The organism is Pseudomonas sp. SLBN-26, from assembly GCF_006715895.1.
Lineage (GTDB): Bacteria > Pseudomonadota > Gammaproteobacteria > Pseudomonadales > Pseudomonadaceae > Metapseudomonas > Metapseudomonas otitidis.
On the sequence record NZ_VFOB01000001.1, the window covers coordinates 428,452 to 450,283 of the forward strand.

Below are 21,832 nucleotides of genomic sequence, written 5' to 3' on the forward strand. Positions count from 1 at the left end.
GCGGAATAAGGGCAGAATAATTCAGTTGCTCTAATTTAGATTCCGTTAATAAGCCTGTCCCCTTTCTGAGAGATTAGTGAAATTCACTTTAATCTGAGGTTGACTTCGATGAGTGTGCGAATTTCAGCCCTGAAGTTGATGGCTTCAGAGGCCGATTTCAATGATGGTTTTGGAATAGTTGCGGCGTTTGTCCACTGTCTTGAGCCCGGAGAAGTCGCTGAACTATTGAGAAGTGAAGCAGGTAAATCTTCAAAGCTCCGGAACTCTCTTTTGCGCAAAGCAGTTCATGATGCTGAAGGGGAGTTTCTACCCGCTCATCAACGATTAGTTGAGTTTCTAATTGAGGAGCTTGCTGTTTCTGATGGGAAATCCAGGCAGGGGATTGGCTTCACACTTTCTTCACTCTTACCTGTCTTAACGGTGGAGCTCAAACAAAAGATTTACTTGACATTCCTCCAGTCGCGGTATGTTGGGCTTCGGAGGAGAGCTTATAAAGCAATGACTCATGAAACGGAGCCAATGCTGGATAGCTTACTAGATGCTTGGAGAAATTTTCGCGATTGGGAGTGTTCTTGGCTTTTGGTAAAAATCCTACCACCAGAGGATCTTCTTTCATTGAAAAATGAAATCTTGCCGCTCTTATCTGAGCGTTGGATGATTTCACGACTTTATATTCGAATAGCTTGCGTTGAGCCAGCGGCTGTCATGGAATTGGCTGAGATAGATGGTATTTCCTACTGTTATGTGCTCGCGAAACTAGGGCGTGCGATCCCGGGAGCTGATGCTAAAGAACTCATCAAAAAATATCAGGCGGATGAGCGTTTTGGTCTTCTTGTTTGGTGCGTTGGTCAGATGGGCCTTTGGGATGTTTTGGTCTGGTTGAAGGGATACTTGCCTCACATAGAAAAAAGCCAGACCTCCGCTCTCAACGTTCATTCTTCCTCAGAGAGCTGCTTAGATAAAAAGGTAGAGATTTGCCCCTCTACTCTAAACGTCATCTTCTAGCCGTTAGCTACTTTACTTCAATTGCCCTCCCGCTCCCTCATCCCTATCCTGCACCGGCCGCGGTAAGTCCCATGGCCGGGTTTACAGCCCGAAGCAAAAGCTAGCGATGGAGCAGGGTGGTGGCGATATCTTCGCAACTAAAAACGCCGCACTCCCATGCGGCGTTTACATTTCCAGCTCCCTAGAAAAACCGCTTCCAACTCGGCCCATCCCCCAGCCGCGGATCATCGTGCGCGGCCATGAAGCGTGGCAGGTCCTGCCGTGCGATCCAGGTTTCGCTTTGCCAGTGCAGGGCGGCGATGCGTTGGTTGGCCCAGGTCATGAGAATGCGTCTCGGGCTGGCGTGCGGGTCGCGGTGGTAGTCGTGGAGGGTGGGGATCACTTCGTCGCTGAGCCACTGGCTGAGGGCGCAGTGTTCGGGGTGGCCGAAGCGGTAGAGGGCGCGGTAGAGACCGGCGTCACTGACCAGTTCCACCTCTTCGCAGCGCCCTGTGCTGTAGCGGAGAAAGGCGAAGCGGAATTGGTGGGGGTAGAGGCGTTTGGTCAGGCGGTAGGGCCGGGTGGCGGCGATCATCAGGGCGAAGTCGAGGGCGACGAACCAGGGGCGGTTGTCGATCATGACGGCGCGCAGTTGGTGGCAGTGGCGTTGGAAGGTGATGGGGGTGAATGCGTCATGCATGGTGTTGCTCCAATGTCGGTTAAGGAGCTGCCACCTACGTCGCTAAACGAAAGGGTGGCAGACCGCGCAGGGTTAGCGAACCGGAGACATTGGAATCCGGCAGACCCGAGGGTCTCCCCACGCGATCTGCCATAGAGCGGTGCAGTAAAAACTGCATGCGTGCCAATGCCTGCAAGAAACATCCGCCGTTTCTCGCATGCACCAGCTGGCGCAATCGCGCCAATGTCTTTCGGGTCGCTAAACCCGGCCACGGGATTGACCGTGGCCGGCGCAGGATAGGGACGGCCGGGCCCGAGGGCAAGGGGAGGAGGGGGGCGGCACGCCGACAGGCTGCCGTCTTGTCTGGGAGAAAGTGGCGGATCTTGGGGCGGAAAGCGTTACGTCAGGCCGGGCCCACGATCTGCCGCTGACCGAGTGAGGCGGTTGCTTGAACAATCGCCTCGGCTGCACTCAGCGGTGTGGTTGCCGGTTGGGTTGATCGGTACGCTCACCCCCCGATTCGGGATGAGCGTGCCGGGGGTTACGGCCCTTCCCGGTTGGCGTGGACCGGCCGCTTTCGATCCGCTGCGCCCACCTTTGCCACGCGCTTGTTCAAGGCCTCGTCAACCTGGGCGGCGTGCTTCGAAGCTGATGATGGGATCGCTCTGGCAAGGGGAGCGGCCATGCTGGTAGCCGCCTGACGCCACCACCTCTACAAAGCCCGCTTCGCGCAGTGCGAATGCCAGTTCGTCGACGCCCCACCAGCGCAAGTGGAACAGATCCAGTTCGGCGGACTGCAAGGTGCCGTCTTGCCAATGCTGGTAGTGCAGATGGGACAGCGTGGTTTGCTTGCGGTAGTCCACTTCGGCCCGGTGGCTGGTCAGTGTGAGGAGGTTGCTGTCATCCACTTTCCAGCTCCGTGCCGCCTGTGCCTCCCCGATGATGCTCTCGATGGGGTCGATGTCGATGATCAACCGCCCGCCGGGCTGCAGGTGATTCCAGAACCGTTTGAGCACGGCCATTGCGGAGGCAGTTTCGGTAATCAGCTGGAATGACCCGGCGGGCATGATGATGGCCGCGAATCGCTGGTCATAGCGGAACTGCTCGAACGTCTGCTGTGTGAGGGGCGCGGGCAGCCCTCGCGCCCGGCATTCCTGCCGGCAGTATTCGAGCATCTCGTGGGAGGCATCGAAACCCTCGATGGCCAGGCCCCTCTCCAGCAGCGGTATGAAGATCCGCCCATTACCCACTGCGGGTTCCAGTACCGGGCCATCAACGTCCGCCAGGCGCTGCTGGTAGTACTCCAGGTCTCCAAATGAATGGCCGATGGGTTTATCCAGGTGATAAATCCACGAGGCGAGTCGTCCGTATCGGTTTTGCATATCACTCTCCATGGCAAGCGCGGGATGCTACCGCAACTCGGGGGCCGTGCCTGCCTGTGAAGTCGAGCGTCCTCATGTCGCTGTTACAGCGTGCAGCCCCTGCCTATTCGGCCGTGCGTGGGGCATGCGCGAATGGTTTGGGTTGATTGCGGCGTTCCGGTGTGGGGTGGAGGGCTCTGGAGCGATGTCAGGACTGGCGCCGATGCTGCGGCTTTTGCCTGCTGAACAGTCCCGCATTGGCTGCAGATGGGGAACTGTCGACTCGGTCTCGGCAGTCTCGTCGGAGACTCCGATGCGTGGATCGCTCTGGCTCGTGCGTTGCAGCATCTTGCGCAGTTACTCGCCAGGCAGACAGTGGCTATTGGCCTGAAGTAGGAGGGTTGGCGCAGCGGTGCTTCCCTCATTCGCAGCGTCGAAACAGATGGCCGAAGTCTGCCTTGGAAAGGATAATCGCAGCCGCAGCCAACTCTCAGATTCACTGAGTCAGAGCAAGTTAAAGAGTTTTAAGTTGTATACGAACCAACCAAAGGACTGACCATGTTCCGCTATTTCGCCATTGTTTCAACTGTATTTCTTCTGACCGCTTGCGGTTACCTCGAACACAAAACGCCCGAGGCCAGGCAGCAGATCAAGCGAGACCTCAAAGTGGCCGAGATCACCGATACAGCCGTGACGAGTTATTGCTGGCTCCGTATCGGAGGGGCAGCCAGGTGTAAGTACACTCCAGGTATCAGTGTGCTTACTCCCGACAGCCTGCTCTTGGTTGATTATGAAGATGGTGTCTATGTGAAAAAGGACATTCTCAAGGCGGAGGATGTGAAATGTATCAGCGATGTAGATGGTCAGAATTTTTATGTATTCAAAGACCAGCTGGCTGTCTCGATAATTCCGTATACAGAAGTTTATAGATCCCCTCCGGTAAACAATCCCGAGTACCGGGCGAAGGTAATAAGCATGCTGCTGAAAAATGGCCAGCCCTATCTCTCCGGTACTGCCGCTACTGTTACGAAAACAACAGGCAAGAAGCAGTACGACGTGTATAGCGTTACCGCCGCCACCGGACCCGTTCCCATAGTTGTGGGAACCGAGGTTAGAGAGCTCTTCAGTCCTTGCCCGGCAGAAAGTCGATAGGGCCTTCTGAATCTACGTCGGGCCGTTGGTAAAGACGGGGTCTGATTGGCCGCCTGTAGGCAGATCGGCAGCCTGCTACAGGTTCTAACTATGCAGCTAGGGAACGGAATGGCGCGGTTGAAGCAATTAGAGGTTGATCTTGACGGTGTAACCAGCTCCCGCGATCTGCATACCGTGTTGAGTCGTGCCCTTGGATTTCCCGTTTGGTATGGCGCCAATTGGGATGCGTTTTGGGACGCGATTACAGGACTAGTGGACATGCCAGTGCAGCTGGTTTTTTCGGGCTGGCAGGGCCTGGCCACGCGTTTTCCGGAGGACGCAGAGCATTTGAGCCAATGCCTCATGGGGATGCAGGCCCAATACCCCTCGCTCGCTCCGGTGAAGGTTTTGTGGCAGGTCTCTACCGTTGACGCTGTATCCCCGATTGAGCGCATCGAGTTCGCTATTGCGTCACGCGTACACCAACTGTTATCGCGTGTTGTGAAGCTCGGCTCCCCAATGCTGTTCAAGACACCTTCGGGTGACTGGCTTGAGGCCACTCTCAATGGCATGACACCAGCTGCAGAAGTTGCTTCGATCTTGCAGGGGGATCTTGTTCTACGGGCAGGGTTTCCGGCTGCGGATGTACCGGTTGGTAGCAGAGTATTCCTTGTCTCCTTATAGAAATCTTCCGGCTGGCAGAGAGGCACTCGGCGCAGGGATTTAATTTCTTATGACCGCGAGTCAGGGAGTTACTCAAGGTTGGTTTCTAATCACGCCATTTCACGCAAATACAAGGATTGTTATGCAAAGCATCAATGCGCCCTATAGCGCTATTAACTGCCTGCCTCGTTTGCGGAACCCCCTTCGATTGGGGCTCTCCGCTGCGGTGCTGCTTTTACTCCCAACCATTGCAATTCCTTGCCTCGCCGAACCCACCTTCTCCGGAAGCTGGTACCTGGACCTGCGCACGCCCGAGCAACAGGCCGCCCAGGCCGAGTGCGGAGGCGCCGGCTTCGATCTGACCCAGCAGGGCAACACGGTGCTCGGGACGCACTACCTCGCCACGGTCAACTGCGGCAAGCTCAACGATGGCGGCGAAGTCCGGGGAACCGTGACGGGATCCGAAGCCGTTCTGTTTGTCACCAGCGGTCGAACGGGCGAGGTCGTGAAGGGCAAGGCCACGCTGGAGGGCGACACGCTCAGGTGGCAGGTGCTGGAAACGGTCAAGGCCGGCGAGCCGGAGTGGGAGCCGGGGCTTGTTCTGCGAGAGGGGACACTGGGAAGGGTAGCGGGCCCAGTGGCCAAGTGAGGCGGCCATCAGGGCGCCAAGACAACCTGCCACCCGCCATCACTGAACGAAACCTTGCCCTTTACCGGCTGGGTTGCGCAGCACAGCGCGTCCTTCTTCCAGTCGGGCTTGAAACCCGAGAACAGGATCTCGACTCAGCCAGCTGCTGTCATCTGTGCTTTTCCTGCGGTGCACCGGCCTTCAATGCACCGTGGGAAAACGCTCCTTCACCAATGCCTGGGCGTGGAAGGCCAACTGGTCCAGCAGCCGGTCGCGCTTGGCTTCCGCTTCGCGCATGGCCTTGCTGCCGTGCTGCTTCACCAGGTAGGCGTGGATCTGCCGCACTTCCTTGGACTGGTAGATGGGGGCGAGGTCCTGCACGGCGACCAGGCCGTCGGAGCGGTGGTCACGGGTGTTGAGCAGGACGTGGGGCCCCTGGGCGGCCAGTACGCGCAGCCCCATGGCTTCGAAGAGCGGTGCCTTGCTGGCGACGCAGGCCAGTTCGAGGTGGGGCCGCTGGGCGATCACCTGCTGCAGCAGGGCCCGGCCGATGCCGCGTCGGCGGTGGCTGGCCTTCACGGCGATGTAGGGGAGGGTGCAGGCCTCGGCGTCGTCCGCGCTCGGCAGAAAGAGGGCAAAGCCGAGCACCTGGGAAGGGTCTTCGTCATCCAGCGCCAGGACGAGCCGCGCGGCACCGTCCAGCCCGCTGTCCATGGCCTGCAGGTAGAGGTGCACCTCGTAGCCGATCACGTACTGGTACAGCGGGTAGAGCGGGTTGCTGGGCGTCAGCGGCACGGGGCTGATGTCGCTGAAATCGTCCACCACCACCTGCAGGACCTGGCTCTTCAGGGACTCGGGCGGCGGCGTGTCGAGGGTAACGAGGGTGAACATCGGGAAGCAGGCTCCAGGCGTGCCCGATCAGGGGATCGGCGCGGGCGCCATTGTAGCGCTCGCGTGGGGCGGATGATTGGAGCAGTGTCGTTGCCGACTGCAGCGAGGAGGACTGGCGGCGTCTCTACCCATCGAAATGGACGACCACGACGAAGTACCGCGTTGCGCCCTTGCCGGCAGATGCCGGTGGAGTCAGGCACGCCCCGTGACGCGTTCACATCCTGAATTGAAACGGGCTGCCGTAGCGCCTGGTTACCGCCAAGAGGCGGTTTCCCCTGGTTTTATTCGGGCTGCTTTTGGCTAACAATCCCGCATCCGTCCACAACGCCGTAGTTCTTGCCCATGGACCACATACTGTCGCTTCTCTCGGAAACCGTTCCCAAGGCCCGGACCCTGGAGGAGCTGACCCGGCCACTGCTGGCCCTGCTGGGGCAGGTCACGGGGATGGAGTCGACCTACCTCACCACCATCAACACCGACGAAGGCATCCAGCGCGTCGAGTTCGCCCGCAACGTTGGCAGCATGGTGATCCCGGAAGGGCTGGTGGTGCCCTGGGCGGACACGCTGTGCAAGCGAGCGCTCGAAGAGAAGCGGCTGTACTCCGACAACGTCGCCGAGTGCTGGGGCGACTCCGAGGCCGCCGCTGCCCTGGGCATCAAGACCTACCTCAGCGCACCCATCTGCTCCCACGATGGCCGGGTACTGGGCACGGTGTGCGCCGCCAGTTCGGCGCAGGTGGCCCGCTCCGCCGACGTGGAGCCGCTGCTGATGCTGATGTCCGGCTTGCTCAGCTATTCGCTGGAGAGGGAGCTGCTGGTGGAACGGCTCCAGGCCGCCAACGCCGAACTGGCGAAGCTGGCCATGACGGACAGCCTCACGGGGCTGTCCAACCGCCGGGCGATCCTCAGTGAATTCAACCGGCTGTTCGCCCAGGCCCAGCGGGAACAGAAGTACGTGCTGGTGGCGGTGATCGACCTGGATGGCTTCAAGGGCATCAACGACACCTACGGCCACCAGGCGGGCGACCAGTTGTTGCGGGGCGTGGCCGCTCAGTTGCAGGCGTGCCTGCGCGCCAGCGACATCCTCGGGCGTACGGGCGGCGACGAGTTCGTGGTCATCGCCCTCGGCGCAGCTGCCGAGCCGGCAAATCCGAATGGCATGCAACAGGCCGCCAGGCTGCTTCAGGAGCGCCTGGCCCAGGCGACAGTCGGAGCGTTCGAACTCGGCGAGGGGCTGGACGACATCCATTACCCCGGCGCCAGTGTCGGTGTGGCCGCTGTCACCCCGGAAGGCATCTCCGCCGAGGACGCGCTGAAGCTGGCCGACCGGGAGATGTACAAGGCCAAGGCCAAGCGCAGAAAGCGGGGCGACTGAGCGGCATCATCGCCACGGTGCCCTTTTTGATCCCCGCCCATTACCAGGCTGGGGTGACTGTCTCGAAGAGCGCCATCTCCGATCCGGTACTGCCACTCACTCCTTGTTCATCGCCCAAGGCCCCACCCGCTCCAAGGTGCCGCCGATAGCGCCCCGCAGGCCGCAGAAGGACTGGCAGCGCTGTGCATCCAGCGGTTTCACCACCACCTTGTCCTCTGCGAAGACGAGGCTTACCTGGCAGCGGGGTGATGCATCGGGCGCGCCATAGCCCTCCCAGTTCGCGTACAGGTGATGGTCCGGGTCGTCGGTGAACAGGTAGGTGCTGGCGGCACCGGGGACCGGGGTTGCGATGCCCGGTACTTCGCAGCGGGCGGCGCCCGATTCCGACACGTAGAAGAACGACAGGCCGCGCGCCGTGGCCAGCACGGTGAGGGTCTGGTAATGGCCAGTGGCAGGGGGTGCGGCCTGGTAGTAGCCGTGCAGGGGCGCTTCGGCCCGAGCGGTCAGGCTGCTGGCGGTGATGAGCATGAAGGCGGCAACGCGGAGAGCGGGTGTCATGTCGGCGTACTCGATGGAGCGCTCAACTGCCGGGCGAACTGCCGGCCATGTTGGTCGGCGCAGCGCGTGGTCTCGGGAAGGCGGAAGCGTGGTGAGGCGGCCAGCACCCACTTGCAGGCGGTTTCCAGGGTGACGTTGTGGCCAATCGAGACGTAGACCGGGTTGGTACCGTCCTGGGTCCGCAGCGCTGCGCCAATCTGTTCGTCGCCGTCCATCAGCGCGGCGACGCCTCCCCGCTGGTTGGGTGGTGGCAGGTGCTCGCCGATGAAGCGGGTCTTGCCGCAGCCGATGGTGGGGACGTCGAAGAGCACCCCCAGGTGCGAGGCCAGCCCAAGGCGGCGAGGGTGGGCGATGCCCTGGCCGTCGCAGATGATCAGGTCGGGCCGCTGTTCGAGGGTGGCGAGCAGTTCGATGACCGGCGGCAGCTCGCGGAACGAGAACAGCCCGGGCACATAGGGGAAGCTGGCCTGGCCAGCCAGCGCACGCTGCTCGATCACTTCGAGGGTCGTGGCATCGAGTACCGCCACGGTGGCGATGAGGGTGTCGTTGTCCTTGTGGTAGGCGACATCGATGCCGGCGATACGCGCGACCGCGCCGAGCCGGTCCTCCTTCACCACGCGTGCGGCGAGGTGCTTCTGGATTTCGAGCGCGTCGTCCGGGGTGACGTCCCAAGGGTGCTGGATGACCGGTTGCATGGCGGGGTACGTCCGTGTGGCAGCAAAAGGGCGGTCGCTCTGAGGCAGTGCGCCGTGTCAGGCGCACCGATCATACAGGTGCAGGCCTGCAACTTCGCGCAGGCGTCATCACGTATTCGAGGTGGAGGAGTACGACATGGGAGCTTGCGGAGTATCGGGAAGGGCGGTGGGGTGCCGTACGTCATTTCGCCACCGAGATACCTGCCCTGCAGGTGCGCACCGTGCCCGGTCACCCGAGACACGGTGCATTCCGGAGCCGTCAGCGGCTGCCCATGCGCTGCAGGCTGGCCGGCTTGAACAGATCCAGCGACGGAATCGGTTGGGTGAAGTCCAGGGTGCTGCTTTCCTCGTTCTCCAGCTTGTGCACCACGTAGCGGCGTGCTTGCAGGTCGTAGAAGGCGTCGATGGAGGACCAGATGGTCGGCAGGTCGTAGAAGTTGGTCAGGTAACCGACCCCAACGCGCCACAGCTCACCTCGGTTGTCGTAGCGGTCGGCCATCGCGATCTGCCAGCTGTCTTCGTCGAGGAAGAAGGTGCGCTTGGAATAGATGTGGCGTGCCGAACTCTTCAGTGAGCCTTCCACCACCCAGACGCGATGCAGCTCGTAGCGGGTCTGTTCCGGTGCGATGTGGCCCGGTTGCAGCAGGTCCTTGTATTTGATCGACGGGCTGAGGATCCGGTAGTTGTTGTACGGGATGTACATCTCCTGTTTACCCACCAGCTTCCACTCGTAGCGGTCCGGCGAGCCGTTGAACATGTCGCGGTCGTCCACCGTCATCAGGTTGTCGGAGTTGTCTTCAGGGGTGTCGTAGGCCAGGGTCGGCGCGCGTCGTACCCGGCGAACGCCAGGCACATAGCCCCAGGCCTTGCGCGGCTCCTTCACCTGGTCGAGGGTTTCATAGACCAGTGCGGCCTGCCCGGCGTTACGCGCCGGGCTGCGGGCCTGGGCAAGGTAGTAGAAGAGGATGTTGCCCAGCTTCGAGGTGTCGCCATCCTTGATGTAGTAGTTGAACAGCACGCGCTGATCGAAGGTCGCCAGGCTATAGGCGCCATTGGTCTGCACGGTGGCTTCGGACAGGTTCCGCACCAGGTAGGTGCCGCGGTAGCGGGCAATGTGGTTCCACACCGCTTCCACGCCGTTTTTCGGTATGGGGAAGGGCACTCCGCCGTAGGCGTTGCTGAAACCGTTGCCCCCTTCCAGCAGCGTCGCGCTCACGGCGTTCTTGCGGGTGTTGTCGTACACCCATTGCGGTGCCGCAGCCGTGCGGCGGGTCGTGTACACCGGGTAGGACAAGGTCTGCGGGTAGAGCCTGAGCAGGGCGACCTGGCCGGCAGAGAGCTTGTCGCGGTACTGCTCGACGTTCTGCGCGGTGATGGTGAAGAGCGGCTTGTCGTCCGGGAAGGGGTCGACATAGTGCTTGCCGGGCACGAAGCCCGCCGGGGGCGTGGTCAGGCCGCCGTTCCAGGCGGGGATGCTGCCGTCGGCATTGCCGGCGCGCTCACCGCCCAGGGGAGTCAGGGTGGTGCCGAGCTGGGCAGCCTCTTCGGCGCTGATGGCGGCGCCGGCTGAGCCGATGCCGAGCGAGGCCGCCGTGGCCAGGGCCAGCAGGCAGCGTTTGCTGTAGGACAGGGAAGTACGCATGGTGGGTCTCACGGTTTGATGGCTGGGCAGGCTTAGAACGAGTACTGGACGTCGAAGCTGACGTTGTCGCGGTCGCGGATCAGGTTGCTGGTCCCGGCGCCGGTGAACGCCGTGTACTGCAGGCCCGCTTCGAATCGCTTGAGATAGTCCGCCCGGATGCCGACGGTGTAGGCCTTGCGTCCTTCCATGAAGCTGCCGGTCAGGTGGGAGTTGCCCTTGAAGTCGTAGCTGTGGACCACGAAAGGCGAGAGGTTGACCCCCGCGTACACGTTGCTCCAGGTGCCGCGCATGCTCACGGTGTAGCCGTAGGACTCGCGGTCGATCGGGTTGCTGGGGAGGTCCGGGGTGCCGACGAACTTGCGCGGCACCGCGTTCGGCCCATAGCCGGTGTAGGTCAGGCTGCTGCCGTGGAGCTGTTCGGTGGCCACTTCCGCCACGCCGGTCAGGGCGTCGAAGCCCAGGGAGGGGCCGAAGTTGTAGATGGTGCCGAGGGAGGCGTTGAAGGCCTCGACGCGCTCGTAGTTGGCCACCTTGCCGCCTCGGCAGAGGCGCTGGTTGGCCACCTGGGCGCAGGCGTTGGCCGCCGGCTGGTTGGCATCGTAGAGGGTGGCGGTGCCCGCGATGCCCTGGGCGAGAAGGTCACCGAGGATGTCGTTGGTGGCGCTCACGGCGATCGGCAGGTTGGGCTTGTAGGCCAATTCACCGAAAACCGAGGCGTCGCCGATGGTGGTGCTGAAACTGAGGCCCATCACCCGGACGTCTTCTACGTAGCGGCGGCGTACGTTGGCGTTTTGCGACATGTCGACGGTGGCCAGTGCCTGGGCGGTGGCGGGGCCGAGGATCGAGCCCAGGGTCGCCATGTCCACCCCGTTGTAGCCGTCGAAGTCCACCTGCTGTACCGGCTCCTTGGTGTGGTAGTTGGCGAAGTAGAAACCGAAGTCCGTGTAGTTCAGGGCTTCGGCAATGTAGTGCAGGCTGATGCCGAACTGCCCGCCATTACGGGCCTTGGCGTCCGACTGGACGGAGCTGACCTTGAAGGTGCCGGTGGCAGGGTCGATGTAGCGGCCTGCCTGGTTGGGGCCGGTGCCCAGCCCACCGGGGAGGGTCGTGGCGAAGTCGTAGGCGGCCAGGGCCGGCGCCAGGTCCGGGATACTGGCATAGGCGGCTTCGCCGCCGGCGCCGAAGATGTCCGAGGTGGAGTAGTAGGAGCCCACCGCGTCCATCTGGGTGGGTTTCCACTTGAACTGGTAATAGGCCTCGAGGCTCAGGCTGTCGGTCAAGCCCACGTTGAAGCTGAAGGCCTCGACCGGAATGATCACTTCCTTGACCTGTGCGCCGGGCAGCCGGTACTTGGTGGCATCCAGCGGGTTCGCCACACTGACGCCTCGGTAGAACAACCCTTCGCCCCAGTTGAACACCTGCTTGCCGAGACGTGCGGTGAGCGGATGGTCGTAGAGGTCCCAGTTGCCGTAGACATAGGCATCGAGGATGTCGGCGGAGCGGCCGGCGGTGTGCCGCGTACCCTGGGTGAAGCTGCTGTTATCGGGGTAGTTCTGGCTGGGCTCCTGGTTGGGGTTGTTCTTCTCGAAGTCGTTCCGCTTGTCCATCACCTGGGTGTCGTAGAACGCCGAGCCACGGACGAAGACGCCGTAGTTCTGGTACTTGGCTTCCAGTTCCGAGGTCACCTTGAACACTTCCGATACCAGGCCGGTGTCGAAATTGCGGTTGCCGTCGTTGCCGTTCAGTGCGTCGTTGTCCTTGGCCTGGCCCTGGACGCGCCACATCTGCCCGTACGAGACGGTGGTGTCGAGGGTGCCGGTGACTTCGCCGTCCGCGAAGCTGAACTCGACGGCGCGGGCGTCAGGGGTGAGGGTGAGTGCAGAGGCGAGCCCGAGCAATGCAAAGCCATGCTTTGAATGGTGCCAACGGACCAGGGAGTGGATGGTCATGGTACTGCTCCACAGATGTTGTTTTTGTTGTATGCGTCCCTCGGAAGGGCGCAACGCAGGCCTCATCGCGATGATTAAAATCTGATGACGAGCAACATCAAGATGGCGCTCGGCCGTGTTTCGTGTCAATCGGGATCTGGGCCTGGGTATTCAGTTGTTTCAATGGATTTGTTCAGTAAATTAGAGCCTTGCCACGTGATGGAAGGGTGCCGTCGGCAGCCGGGATGCTATGATTCGGGCCTTCGATTCATCTGAAGATCAATGAGTCCAGAATCAGGAGAGACAAGGATGGCGAAAGGAACGGGGGCAGGCGAGCGGGCCTATCGCGGCGTCAGCCAGGAGCAGCGGGTGAAGGTGCGCCGCGAGGCATTCCTGCAGGCGGGCATCGAGTTGTTCGGCTCGGCCGGCTACCGCGCGACCACCGTGCGTGACCTCTGCACCCAGGCGAAGCTCACGGATCGTTACTTCTACGAATCCTTCGAAGGTGCCGAAGACCTGCTCTGTGAGGTCTATACCCGGGTGATGGGGGAGGTGGAGCAGCGAATCGCCGCCCAGTTGCAGGACGATGGCCTCGACAAGGACGAAGCCAAGCGTGCCGTGCTGGCGACCTTCTTCGAGGGCATGCGCAACCCCAACGTCGCGCGCATCGTGCTGGTGGAAGTGCTCGGGGTCAGCGAACGCATCGATAACCTGTACCAGCAGAACAACCTGCGCTTCTGCAACCTCCTGCTCAGCGGCATCGGCCGTCTGTATGGCGGCCTGAAGCCGGTGGGGTCCGAGCTCTACGTGTGCATGGGGCTGATCGGGGCGATCAACCAGATGGCGGTGTTCTGGTACCTGGGCAACTACCGCGACCCGATCGAGAAGCTGGTGGACAGCGCTAACGCCATCATCGAGGGGTGCACCCGCTAGCCGGGCGCACCTTCCTGCCACGGCTCAGCCCGGTGGGAACACCGAGGTGTAGGCGCCGAGTTCGACGAACACCGACTTCACCTGGGTGTGCTCGTACAGCGCCTCGATGCCGTTCTCCTGGCCCAGGCCCGAGCATTTCTGCCCGGCCACCGGCATGTGGGCCGGCACCTGGCCCCAGGTGTTGATCCAGCAGATGCCGGCCTGCAGCCCGTGGGCGATGCGGTGGGCCGTGGCCAGGTCACGGGTGACGACGCCGCTGGCCAGGCCCAGGTCCGAGTCGTTGGCGCGGCGCAGGACCTCGTGCTCATCGTCGAAGCCGAGAATGCTCATGACCGGCCCGAAGATCTCCTCGCGGACGATGCGCATGGTGTCGGCGCAGTCGGTGAAGACCGTCGGCAGCAGGTAGCTCCCGGCAGCGTAGCGTGGGTCCTGCGGGGCGCTGCCGCCGCTGAGCAGGCGAGCACCTTCGTCGATCCCGCACTGGATGTAGTGCATCACTTTGTCCCGGTGCGCCTGGCTCACCAGTGGCCCGAAGCGCGTCTCGGGGGCGGCCGGGTCGCCCAGGGCGATGGCCTTCACTCGTGCCATCAGCGCCGCCTCGAAGGGGGCCTGGATGCTGCGGTGGACGAACACCCGCGTGCCGCTGGTGCACACCTGGCCGCTGCTGAAGAAGTTGGCCATGGTGGCGATGTCCGCCGCGCGTTCGAGGTCGGCATCGGGCATGACGATCAATGGCGACTTGCCGCCCAGCTCCATGGTGGTCTTCTTCAGCGTACCGGCCGCCGCTTCCATGACCCGCATGCCGGTGGGCACGCTGCCGGTAAAGGACACCTTGGCGATGCCCGGGTGCTCGATCAGCGCACGGCCCACCGCATGGTTACCCTGCACGATGTTGAACAGGCCGGCGGGCACGCCGGCCTCCACCAGCAGCTCAGCCAGCCGATGGGTGCTCAGGGGGGTGACCTCGCTGGGCTTGAACACCATGGCGTTGCCTGCCGCCAGGGCGGGTGCCAGCTTCCACATGGCGATCTGCACCGGGTAGTTCCAGGCGCCGATGCCCGCCACTACGCCCAGTGGCTCGCGGCGCGTGTAGGTGAAGGCACTGCTCCCGGAGGCGGATTGCCGGCCTTCGAGGGCGGCGGCCAGCCCGGCGAAGTAGCGCATCACCGCCACACCCCCGGCGATGTCGACGCGGGTCGTGTCGTGGATCGGTTTGCCGGTGTCGGCCGTTTCCAGGTGTGCCAGTTCGTCGTTGTGGCGCTCGATCAGGCTGGCGGCGGCCAGCAGGGTCTCCATGCGCGCTGCCGGTGGCAGTGCGGCCCAGTCGCGCTGGGCGCTTGCCGCCTGGCCGACGGCGTCGTCGATCTGTTCGATGCTGGCCTGCTGCACGTTGGCCAGGACCTGGCCATTGGCCGGGTTCAGGGTGGTGAAGTCAGTTGCGCCCACCACGCGGCAGTGCCTGCCGCCGATGAACTGGCCAATCGTTTTCGTTTCCATGGTGCGGTTCTCCGGCTGGCTCAGCCGTGGGGATGGTGGGCGGGAAGGAAGCGGCCGTAGACCTGGGACACGCCAAGATCCTCGGCGTAGCCCTCGTCGCGGCTGTAGGCGACGCGTCCATTGACCAGGGTGGCCAGCACGGCGCGGTCGTTGCGATTGACCAGGCGCATGAGCGAGGTGTTCTCGATGCGGGCCTCGGTCACCGTGTCCAGGCTCTCGTCCAGACCGCTCGGGTCGACGATGGCGATGTCGGCGCGGGCGCCGACGTACAGGTGCCCCGCATCCAGGCCGTACCAGTTGGCCAGCTCCGACGTCAGGCGGGCCACGGCATCACCGGTGCGCATGAAGGGGCGGCCGGCCAGTTCGGCGTCACGTACGTACTTGAGCAGGCGCAACGGGAAGTTGTAGAACGCCAGCCCGCGGATGTGAGCGCCCGAGTCCGCGAAGCCCACGTGCACGTTCGGGCTGCGGATCAGGCTGTGCATCACCTTCTCGCGGCTGTTGCCCATCAGCGTGGTCCAGACCAGGTCGGTCCTGTAGGTGGTGGCCAGGTCCAGGAAACAGTCCACCGGATCCTGCTGGCGGGCAGCGGCGATCTCGCCGAAGTTCTTGCCGACCACCGACGGGTCCGGACAGGCGATCACGTGGGCATCGGAGAAGTCGCGCTGCCAGAGGCCGACCTTCAGCACGCTGTTGATGCCGTCCTTGAACATCTTGCGGAACTCGGGCTTGGCCGCCTCGGCGTACTGGTCTTCCTCGTTCTGCAGGTTGCGCAGGACCAGGCCGCCAGCGAACTCGTCGAAGTTGTTGAAGTTCAACCCCGAGCTGTAGACCCGCAGCGGTGCCGGCAGGAACTGCCACTTGAGGTTGCCCTGCAGCAGCCAGTTGGAGATCCAGCCACTGAGGCGCGCCTGCAGGTGCAGCAGCGGCGCGACCTTCAGGTCCAGGGCGGTGAGCAGGGTGGTCTTCAGTCTCGGACGGAACCAGCCGGCGGTGGCGAACATCAGCCTGACCGCGCTGGAGGGTTCGGCCACGTCCGGCGCGCCCTGGAGGATCGCTCCCCGCTTGCGCAGCTTGGCGAACAGGCGCTTGTACTCCTTCCAGGTGGCGAAGGTGGAGGGCAGGGGGCGCGACCAGGCACGCTCGCCGGCAACGCGGTCGATCTTGGTCTTCATCACCGACAGGCCGAGGAAGCCGCTGTCCAGTGCCTCGTCCAGCAGGCGCTCCATGTGCGCCTGCTCGGCGCTGCTGGGCAGGCGCGGGGTGGTGGCGTCCACCAGGCCCATGGCGGCGGAGCGGATATCCGAGTGGCCAATGAAGCAGGCCACGTTCGGCCCCAGGGGCAACCCTTCGAGGAAGCGTCGGTACTCGGAGGGCGTGCGCCAGGTCTTCTTCTCCTGCAGCAGCGACAGCACGTGATCGTGCGGGATGGATTCCACGCGGCTGAACAGGTCGGCGCAGTCTTCGGCGCTGGCCGTCACCATGCTCAGCGAGCACAACCCGGTGGCCACGGTGGTCACGCCATGGCGGATCGACTCCTTCAGGCCTGCCGCCGTGAGGATCTCCGCGTCGTAGTGGGAGTGCATCTCGAGGAAGCCGGGCATCACCCAGCACCCCTTCGCATCGATTGATTTCTGGCTTTTGGCGTCGTCAGGTATTTTCGGTTGGATAGTGGCGACTTGCCCTGACTTGATACCGATGTCTGCATGGATGCCGGATTCATTGGTGCCGTCAAAGAAGAGGCCGTTTCTGATGATCAGGTCATAGTTCATTTCTTGTCCTTTAATTTGACTACGATCAACATCAGAATACAGGCGAGCCTAGGCCTGTCAAGCCGCCGCCGTGGTGGTTAGCGGAAGGCCTGCATCTGGCTGGTGAGGACCTGGAGCATGCTGCTGGCGGCCACCGACAGGCGTCGCCCGACCCGCGTGACCAGGTGTGCCTCGGCTTCGAGGAACAGCGGATGGTCGATGTCGCGGCAATGGATCTCGCCGGATTCCAGCTCGCTGGCGATGGCGAAGGCAGGGAGGAAGGCGATGCCCAGGCCGGACTTGGCGAACTGCTTGAGCGTGGCGATGGAGTTGGTGGTCATCACCGGGTCGAAGCGCACCTTCTCGGCGAATTCGAGAACGTCCAGCAACTGGCGAACGCCATGGGTCGGGTAGGTCACCGCCAGCGGGTACTCCAGCAGGTCGCGCGCCTTCAGGGGCGTGTCGTCCCCGCGTAGCGGCGAGTCGGGGCCGAAGATGACCTTCATCGGCTGCTTGCGCACCGAGCGCGAGACCAGCTTGGGGTGGCTCGGCGGGTTGTAGACCAGGCCGATCTCGGCCTCGTCCTCGAGCACCTTGCGGATCACCTCATTGGTGCCGGCCGAATCCAGGCTGAGCTTGATGCCGGGGTGCTTGCGGCAGAAGCGACCCAGCGGGCCGGCCAGGATGTCGGCGATGAAACCCTCGCCCAGCACCACGCTGACGTGGCCGGAGCGCATCTCCCGCAGCGACTGCAGGCGGGCCTGCAGGTCGGCCACGTGAGCCTCCTGCTCGCGGTGGAACTCCAGCACCTGGCGGCCGGCTTCGGTGACGGCCACCCCCCGGCCACGGCGCTCCAGCAGCGCGGTGCCCAGTTCCGCCTCCAGCAGCTGGACCTGGCGAGTCACCGCCGAGGGCGCGACGTTCAGCAGGTCCGCCGCCGCCCGGATACTGCCCAAGCGAGCGGCTTCGTAGAAATACGCGATGCGGGAAAGGTTCAGGGGACTGGCCATGCGGGGCGCCTCGGAGTTGTTCGAATTAAGAGAACAAAAAGCGAAATTCGCTTGATTGAAGTCACTTCTACTCGATCCTAGCATCGGCCCCACTCTGGCGGACACGGCAAATTTCCGCTGAATCCTGCGGGCTGAACATCATGCGATTGAGCGTTTTTGATCTCTTCCGGATCGGGGTCGGGCCCTCCAGCTCCCACACCGTCGGACCCATGCGCGCGGCGCGCACCTTCGTCGAGACGCTGGATGAGCGGGGCGACCTGTCCCGGGTGGTCCGCGTCAGGGTCGAACTCCACGGGTCGCTCAGCGCAACCGGCAGGGGGCACGGCACGGTCGAGGCGATCCTGGCCGGCCTGTGCGGGGAGGCGCCGGAGACCATCGGGCCGGACACCTCCGCCCAGCTCTTCGCTCATGTCCAGCGCTTCAAGCGCCTGCGTCTGCGGGGCATGGAGAGCACCCTGCGCTTTTCCCTGGACGATGACCTGCTGTTCCACCCCGGCGCCTTGCCCCAGCACCCCAACGGGATGCGGCTGAGCGCCTGCGACGAGGCCGGAGTGGTGGTCTTCGCCCGCACCTACTTCTCCATCGGCGGTGGCTTCGTGGTCAGCGAGGGGGAGCATGCGAGCGCGTCCACCCCGGTGGTGGACGACCAACCGCTGGCGTTCAGCAGCGCCGCCGAGCTGTTGCAGCTGTGCCGCCGCGAGGGCACCGACATCGCCGGCATCATGCAGCGGCGTGAATGCCAGGTGCGTTCGCCCGAGGCCGTGTACGGCGGGCTGCAGCACCTCTGGCGCACCATGTCGGCGTGCATTGACCGGGGCATGCACAGCACCGGCGTACTGCCCGGCCCGCTGGAGGTTCGGCGACGCGCCTCGCAGGTCTACTCCATCCTCAGCGGCCGTGACCCCGCGCTACAGCACACGCCGGATGCCGCCCTGGACTGGCTGAGCCTGTACGCCATGGCCGTCAACGAAGAGAACGCCTGCGGCGGCCGCGTGGTGACTGCGCCCACCAATGGCGCTGCCGGGATCATCCCTGCGGTCATCCGCTACTACGTCGACTTCATCCCCGGCTCCAGTGAGGAAGGGGTCAACCGCTTCCTGCTCACCGCTGCGGCGATCGGGATCCTCTACAAGCTCAACGCCTCCATCTCCGGCGCCGAAGTGGGCTGCCAGGGCGAGGTCGGTGTCGCCTGTTCCATGGCGGCTGCCGGGCTCTGTGCGGTTCTGGGCGGCACGCCCGAGCAGGTCGAGAACGCCGCCGAGATCGGCATGGAACACCACCTGGGCCTGACCTGCGACCCGGTGGGCGGACGGGTGCAGATCCCCTGCATCGAGCGCAATGCCATGGGCGCGGTGAAGGCGCTCAACGCTGCGCGCATGGCGCTGTTCGGCGATGGCCGGCACGTGGTGTCGCTGGATGCGGTGATCAGCACCATGAAGCAGACCGGCGCCGACATGCAGACCAAATACAAGGAAACGTCACTGGGCGGGCTGGCCGTGAACATCATCGAATGTTGACGCAGCCCACCGATTCCACCTGCCTGAAGGGCTTTGCAATGCCATCGGAAAACTTCCTCACTCCCTATCCCTGGGTCGAGCGGCTCATCGCCATGGACACCACCAGCGTCCTCTCGAACCTGCACCTCATCGAAGAGGTGCGCGGCTACTTCGCCGCCCATGGAATCGACAGCGTCCTCACCTATGACAAGGACCGGCGCAAGGCCAACCTCTTCGCGACGGTGCCCGCCCATGACGGCCGTGTCACCGGCGGGCTGGTGCTCTCCGGGCACACCGACGTGGTGCCGGTGAAAGGGCAGGCCTGGGACTCCGACCCCTTCGTGCCCACGGTCCGCGGTGACTGGCTCTATGGCCGGGGGGCCTGCGACATGAAGGGGTTCCTTGGCGTTGCCCTGGAAATGCTCCCGGTGATGCTGGCCAGCCGGCTCGCGGACCCGATGCACTTTGCGCTCTCCTACGACGAAGAGATCGGCTGCGCCGGTGCCCCGTCCATGGTGCGCGACCTGGTACAGCGCGGCGTGCAGCCCAAAGGCTGCATCGTCGGCGAGCCCACCGGCATGGGCATCGTCGTCGCCCACAAGGGCATCAACGCCTACCGCTGTTGCGTGCGTGGCCATGCGGCGCATTCATCCCTGCAGCCGCGCGGCGTCAATGCCATCGAGTACGCCGCGCGCCTCATCACCTTCATCAGCGACCTGGCCCGCCAATCCGCCGCCGACGGCCCCTTCGACAGCGCCTTCGACGTGCCCTACAGCACCGCCCAGACCGGCACCATCCAAGGCGGCATCGCCCTCAACACCATCCCCGAGCACTGCGAGTTCCAGTTCGAATTCCGCAACCTCCCCGGCACCGATCCGGACGCCATCTTCGAGCGCATCCATCGCTATGCCAGCAGTGTGCTGCAGCCGGAGATGCAGGCGCGGGTCGAAAGTGCCGGCATCGCGTTCGAGACCATCTCCCGGGCGCCCGCCCTGGACAGCGGCGAGAAGGAAGCGCTCTGCGCCCTGATCGCCGGCCTGCGGCAGGACCGCACCATGCGCCAGGTTTCCTACGCCACCGAGGCAGGGCTGTTCCAGGAAGTCGGGGTGCCCACCATCGTCTGCGGCCCCGGCCACATCGCCCAGGCCCACAAGAGCAACGAATACGTGGCGCTGGACCAACTCGCCCAGTGCGAGCAGTTCCTGCGCCGGCTGATCGCCAGCCAGAGCCTCTAGGGCTCCGGCTGCCGCCATGGACCGCACAACAATCACAACACGGGAACAGGTAGGACGAGCATGAGCCAATGGCAATCGAATCTGCACGCGGACACGGCCCACGGCCACCCGCAGGTGCGCGTCACCAAACTTTTCATCGGCACCATGGCGCTCTCGCTGCTGGGGGTGTGGCTGTCCGTCTTCGCCCCCATCCAGGTGCTGCTGGCCCAGCAGATGGAGCTGATCGCGCCTGCGGGCAAGGAGGCCGCGCTAGGCATCGTCATGGGCATGGGGTCGGCCGTGGCGCTGCTGGCGCAACCCATCATCGGCGCGCTTTCCGACCGCACCACCCTGCGCTTCGGCCGGCGCCATCCCTGGAACCTGGCCGGCATCCTGCTGGGCGCCCTGGCCCTGGCGATGCTCGGCCAGCAGTCCAGCCTGCCCGGTGTGCTGCTGTGGTGGAGCGTGGTTCAGGTGGGTACCAGCGCCGTGCTGTGCTCGGTCACCGCCGCCATCCCGGACAGCGTTCCGCTGCAGCAGCGCGCGACGGTCAGCGCCTGGAACGGCGTGACGCTGTCGCTGGCCGTGGTGATCGGCGCCATGCTCACCACCGTCTTCACCTCCGGCATCGCCACCGGCTACCTGCTGGTGGCCGGTGGCTTCGTGCTGTTCTCGATACCCTTCGTGCTGGCCACGCGCGACCCGGCTATCCAGCGAGCCTCACTGCAGCCATGGAGCCTTTCGGGGTTCCTCAAGGGGTTCTGGATCAGCCCCAGCAAGCACCCCGACTTCGCCTGGGCCTGGTCGACTCGCTTCCTGGTGGGCCTGAGCAGCGCCACGGGCACCATGTTCTTCCTCTATTTCCTGCGGGACGGGCTGCGCTACGAGCAGCTGTTCCCCGGTGAGCGTGCCGAGGACGGTCTGCTGGTCCTGGTGCTGGTCTATACGGCAGCGGTGGTGGCGTCGGCCTTCCTCAGCGCAATGATTTCCGACCGCACCGGCCGGCGGCGGATCATCGTCGTGATCGCCGGGCTGGTCATGGGGTGTGCTTCGTTGCTGCTGGCGTTCTGGCAGACCTGGCCGATGGCGATCCTGTCCTCGGCGGTGCTCGGGCTTGGCTACGGCGCCTACGTGGCCGTGGACCAGGCGCTGATCAGCCAGGTATTGCCCAGCTCCACCGACCACGCCAAGGACCTGGGGGTGATCAACATCGCCATCGTCGGCCCGCAGATCCTCGCGCCGGTGATCTGCGCGCTGCTGATCACCCAGGTGGGTGGCTACCACGCTCTCTACGCCTTCTCCGGGCTGGTGGGGATCGCCGGCGGGCTGCTGGTCTTCCGTATCAAGAGCGTGCCGTAGCGCGCACGCGGTGTGCACTGCACAGGCGGCTTCGGCCG

Annotated in this window: 19 protein-coding genes; 9 read left to right on the plus strand and 10 right to left on the minus strand. The window is 63.8% G+C overall.

Annotated elements, in window-relative coordinates:
• Positions 1–108: 108 nt before the first annotated feature.
• Positions 109–1,005 carry a hypothetical protein gene (locus tag FBY21_RS02075; protein ID WP_142008276.1) on the plus strand — a complete coding sequence of 299 codons (897 nt, stop codon included), beginning with the start codon at positions 109–111 and terminating at the stop codon, positions 1,003–1,005.
• A 181-nt stretch (positions 1,006–1,186) separates the two neighbouring features.
• On the opposite strand, the gene FBY21_RS02080 is transcribed toward FBY21_RS02075, so the two are convergent.
• Together FBY21_RS02080 and FBY21_RS02085 are read right to left on the minus strand one after the other, a co-directional pair.
• Positions 1,187–1,684, minus strand: a complete 498-nt coding sequence (locus FBY21_RS02080; RefSeq protein ID WP_142008278.1) for a Bro-N domain-containing protein — start codon at positions 1,682–1,684, stop codon at positions 1,187–1,189.
• Positions 1,685–2,286: 602 nt separating this feature from the next.
• Complete coding sequence (locus tag FBY21_RS02085; protein WP_142008279.1) at positions 2,287–3,045, minus strand: class I SAM-dependent methyltransferase; 759 nt, start codon at positions 3,043–3,045, stop codon at positions 2,287–2,289.
• Between the two features lie 537 nt (positions 3,046–3,582).
• Here FBY21_RS02085 and FBY21_RS02090 point away from each other — a divergent pair.
• The 3 genes from FBY21_RS02090 to FBY21_RS02100 all read left to right on the plus strand — a co-directional run bounded on the left by FBY21_RS02090 (position 3,583) and on the right by FBY21_RS02100 (position 5,467).
• The gene (locus tag FBY21_RS02090; protein ID WP_142008281.1) at positions 3,583–4,176 is read left to right on the plus strand and encodes a hypothetical protein; all 594 of its coding nucleotides are present in this window, start codon (positions 3,583–3,585) and stop codon (positions 4,174–4,176) included.
• Positions 4,177–4,284: 108 nt separating this feature from the next.
• Positions 4,285–4,839, plus strand: a complete 555-nt coding sequence (locus tag FBY21_RS30050) for a barstar family protein (protein ID WP_142008283.1) — start codon at positions 4,285–4,287, stop codon at positions 4,837–4,839.
• Between the two features lie 121 nt (positions 4,840–4,960).
• The gene (locus tag FBY21_RS02100; RefSeq protein WP_142008285.1) at positions 4,961–5,467 is read left to right on the plus strand and encodes a hypothetical protein; all 507 of its coding nucleotides are present in this window, start codon (positions 4,961–4,963) and stop codon (positions 5,465–5,467) included.
• A gap of 180 nt (positions 5,468–5,647) precedes the next feature.
• Here the strand turns inward: FBY21_RS02100 and FBY21_RS02105 are convergent, their stop codons facing one another.
• Positions 5,648–6,337, minus strand: a complete 690-nt coding sequence (locus FBY21_RS02105) for a GNAT family N-acetyltransferase (protein WP_142008287.1) — start codon at positions 6,335–6,337, stop codon at positions 5,648–5,650.
• Positions 6,338–6,679: 342 nt separating this feature from the next.
• Here FBY21_RS02105 and FBY21_RS02110 point away from each other — a divergent pair, with 342 nt between their 5' ends.
• Positions 6,680–7,711, plus strand: coding sequence for a sensor domain-containing diguanylate cyclase (locus FBY21_RS02110; protein ID WP_142008289.1), 1,032 nt, complete (start codon positions 6,680–6,682; stop codon positions 7,709–7,711).
• A gap of 96 nt (positions 7,712–7,807) precedes the next feature.
• Here the strand turns inward: FBY21_RS02110 and FBY21_RS02115 are convergent, their stop codons facing one another.
• The 4 genes from FBY21_RS02115 to FBY21_RS02130 form a co-directional block, all read right to left on the minus strand.
• A complete protein-coding gene (locus FBY21_RS02115; RefSeq protein ID WP_142008292.1) occupies positions 7,808–8,269 on the minus strand; it encodes a hypothetical protein in 462 nt (153 codons plus the stop codon).
• Positions 8,266–8,964 (minus strand): deoxyribonuclease V, encoded by a 699-nt coding sequence (gene nfi / locus FBY21_RS02120; protein WP_142008294.1) that lies wholly within the window; start codon positions 8,962–8,964, stop codon positions 8,266–8,268. The genes FBY21_RS02115 and nfi overlap by 4 nt, the downstream gene beginning before the upstream one ends.
• Before the next feature lie 259 nt (positions 8,965–9,223).
• Complete coding sequence (locus FBY21_RS02125; RefSeq protein WP_142008296.1) at positions 9,224–10,606, minus strand: DUF1329 domain-containing protein; 1,383 nt, start codon at positions 10,604–10,606, stop codon at positions 9,224–9,226.
• Positions 10,607–10,638: 32 nt separating this feature from the next.
• The gene (locus FBY21_RS02130) at positions 10,639–12,555 is read right to left on the minus strand and encodes a DUF1302 domain-containing protein (RefSeq protein ID WP_142008298.1); all 1,917 of its coding nucleotides are present in this window, start codon (positions 12,553–12,555) and stop codon (positions 10,639–10,641) included.
• Between the two features lie 288 nt (positions 12,556–12,843).
• Between FBY21_RS02130 and FBY21_RS02135 the strand changes: the two genes are divergently transcribed.
• On the plus strand, positions 12,844–13,467 hold the full coding sequence (locus FBY21_RS02135; protein ID WP_160158553.1) for a TetR/AcrR family transcriptional regulator: 624 nt from the start codon (positions 12,844–12,846) through the stop codon (positions 13,465–13,467).
• Positions 13,468–13,491: 24 nt separating this feature from the next.
• On the opposite strand, the gene betB is transcribed toward FBY21_RS02135, so the two are convergent.
• The 3 genes from betB to FBY21_RS02150 form a co-directional block, all read right to left on the minus strand.
• The gene (betB, locus tag FBY21_RS02140) at positions 13,492–14,964 is read right to left on the minus strand and encodes a betaine-aldehyde dehydrogenase (protein WP_142008302.1); all 1,473 of its coding nucleotides are present in this window, start codon (positions 14,962–14,964) and stop codon (positions 13,492–13,494) included.
• 20 nt (positions 14,965–14,984) lie between these two features.
• Positions 14,985–16,568: an N-acyl-D-glutamate amidohydrolase gene (locus FBY21_RS02145; protein ID WP_236213766.1), complete on the minus strand. Its 1,584-nt coding sequence runs from the start codon at positions 16,566–16,568 to the stop codon at positions 14,985–14,987.
• 245 nt (positions 16,569–16,813) lie between these two features.
• Positions 16,814–17,725 (minus strand): LysR family transcriptional regulator, encoded by a 912-nt coding sequence (locus tag FBY21_RS02150; protein ID WP_142008306.1) that lies wholly within the window; start codon positions 17,723–17,725, stop codon positions 16,814–16,816.
• 140 nt (positions 17,726–17,865) lie between these two features.
• On the opposite strand from FBY21_RS02150, the gene FBY21_RS02155 reads away from it, so the two are divergent.
• The 3 genes from FBY21_RS02155 to FBY21_RS02165 are packed head-to-tail and all read left to right on the plus strand — an operon-like array spanning position 17,866 to position 21,794.
• The gene (locus tag FBY21_RS02155; protein ID WP_142008308.1) at positions 17,866–19,242 is read left to right on the plus strand and encodes an L-serine ammonia-lyase; all 1,377 of its coding nucleotides are present in this window, start codon (positions 17,866–17,868) and stop codon (positions 19,240–19,242) included.
• 38 nt (positions 19,243–19,280) lie between these two features.
• Entirely contained in the window at positions 19,281–20,456 is a 1,176-nt protein-coding gene (gene argE, locus FBY21_RS02160; RefSeq protein ID WP_142008310.1) for an acetylornithine deacetylase, read from the plus strand.
• 60 nt (positions 20,457–20,516) lie between these two features.
• Complete coding sequence (locus FBY21_RS02165) at positions 20,517–21,794, plus strand: MFS transporter (protein WP_142008312.1); 1,278 nt, start codon at positions 20,517–20,519, stop codon at positions 21,792–21,794.
• The last annotated feature ends 38 nt before the right edge of the window (positions 21,795–21,832 follow it).

Coding starts and splice junctions, on each gene's coding strand:
- FBY21_RS02075 (WP_142008276.1), top strand. CDS start 109: ATGAGTGTGCGAATTTCAGCCCTGAAGTTGATGGCTTCAGAGGCCGAT.
- FBY21_RS02080 (WP_142008278.1), bottom strand. CDS start 1,684: ATGCATGACGCATTCACCCCCATCACCTTCCAACGCCACTGCCACCAA.
- FBY21_RS02085 (WP_142008279.1), bottom strand. CDS start 3,045: ATGCAAAACCGATACGGACGACTCGCCTCGTGGATTTATCACCTGGAT.
- FBY21_RS02090 (WP_142008281.1), top strand. CDS start 3,583: ATGTTCCGCTATTTCGCCATTGTTTCAACTGTATTTCTTCTGACCGCT.
- FBY21_RS30050 (WP_142008283.1), top strand. CDS start 4,285: ATGGCGCGGTTGAAGCAATTAGAGGTTGATCTTGACGGTGTAACCAGC.
- FBY21_RS02100 (WP_142008285.1), top strand. CDS start 4,961: ATGCAAAGCATCAATGCGCCCTATAGCGCTATTAACTGCCTGCCTCGT.
- FBY21_RS02105 (WP_142008287.1), bottom strand. CDS start 6,337: ATGTTCACCCTCGTTACCCTCGACACGCCGCCGCCCGAGTCCCTGAAG.
- FBY21_RS02110 (WP_142008289.1), top strand. CDS start 6,680: ATGGACCACATACTGTCGCTTCTCTCGGAAACCGTTCCCAAGGCCCGG.
- FBY21_RS02115 (WP_142008292.1), bottom strand. CDS start 8,269: ATGACACCCGCTCTCCGCGTTGCCGCCTTCATGCTCATCACCGCCAGC.
- nfi (WP_142008294.1), bottom strand. CDS start 8,964: ATGCAACCGGTCATCCAGCACCCTTGGGACGTCACCCCGGACGACGCG.
- FBY21_RS02125 (WP_142008296.1), bottom strand. CDS start 10,606: ATGCGTACTTCCCTGTCCTACAGCAAACGCTGCCTGCTGGCCCTGGCC.
- FBY21_RS02130 (WP_142008298.1), bottom strand. CDS start 12,555: ATGACCATCCACTCCCTGGTCCGTTGGCACCATTCAAAGCATGGCTTT.
- FBY21_RS02135 (WP_160158553.1), top strand. CDS start 12,844: ATGGCGAAAGGAACGGGGGCAGGCGAGCGGGCCTATCGCGGCGTCAGC.
- betB (WP_142008302.1), bottom strand. CDS start 14,964: ATGGAAACGAAAACGATTGGCCAGTTCATCGGCGGCAGGCACTGCCGC.
- FBY21_RS02145 (WP_236213766.1), bottom strand. CDS start 16,568: ATGCCCGGCTTCCTCGAGATGCACTCCCACTACGACGCGGAGATCCTC.
- FBY21_RS02150 (WP_142008306.1), bottom strand. CDS start 17,725: ATGGCCAGTCCCCTGAACCTTTCCCGCATCGCGTATTTCTACGAAGCC.
- FBY21_RS02155 (WP_142008308.1), top strand. CDS start 17,866: ATGCGATTGAGCGTTTTTGATCTCTTCCGGATCGGGGTCGGGCCCTCC.
- argE (WP_142008310.1), top strand. CDS start 19,281: ATGCCATCGGAAAACTTCCTCACTCCCTATCCCTGGGTCGAGCGGCTC.
- FBY21_RS02165 (WP_142008312.1), top strand. CDS start 20,517: ATGAGCCAATGGCAATCGAATCTGCACGCGGACACGGCCCACGGCCAC.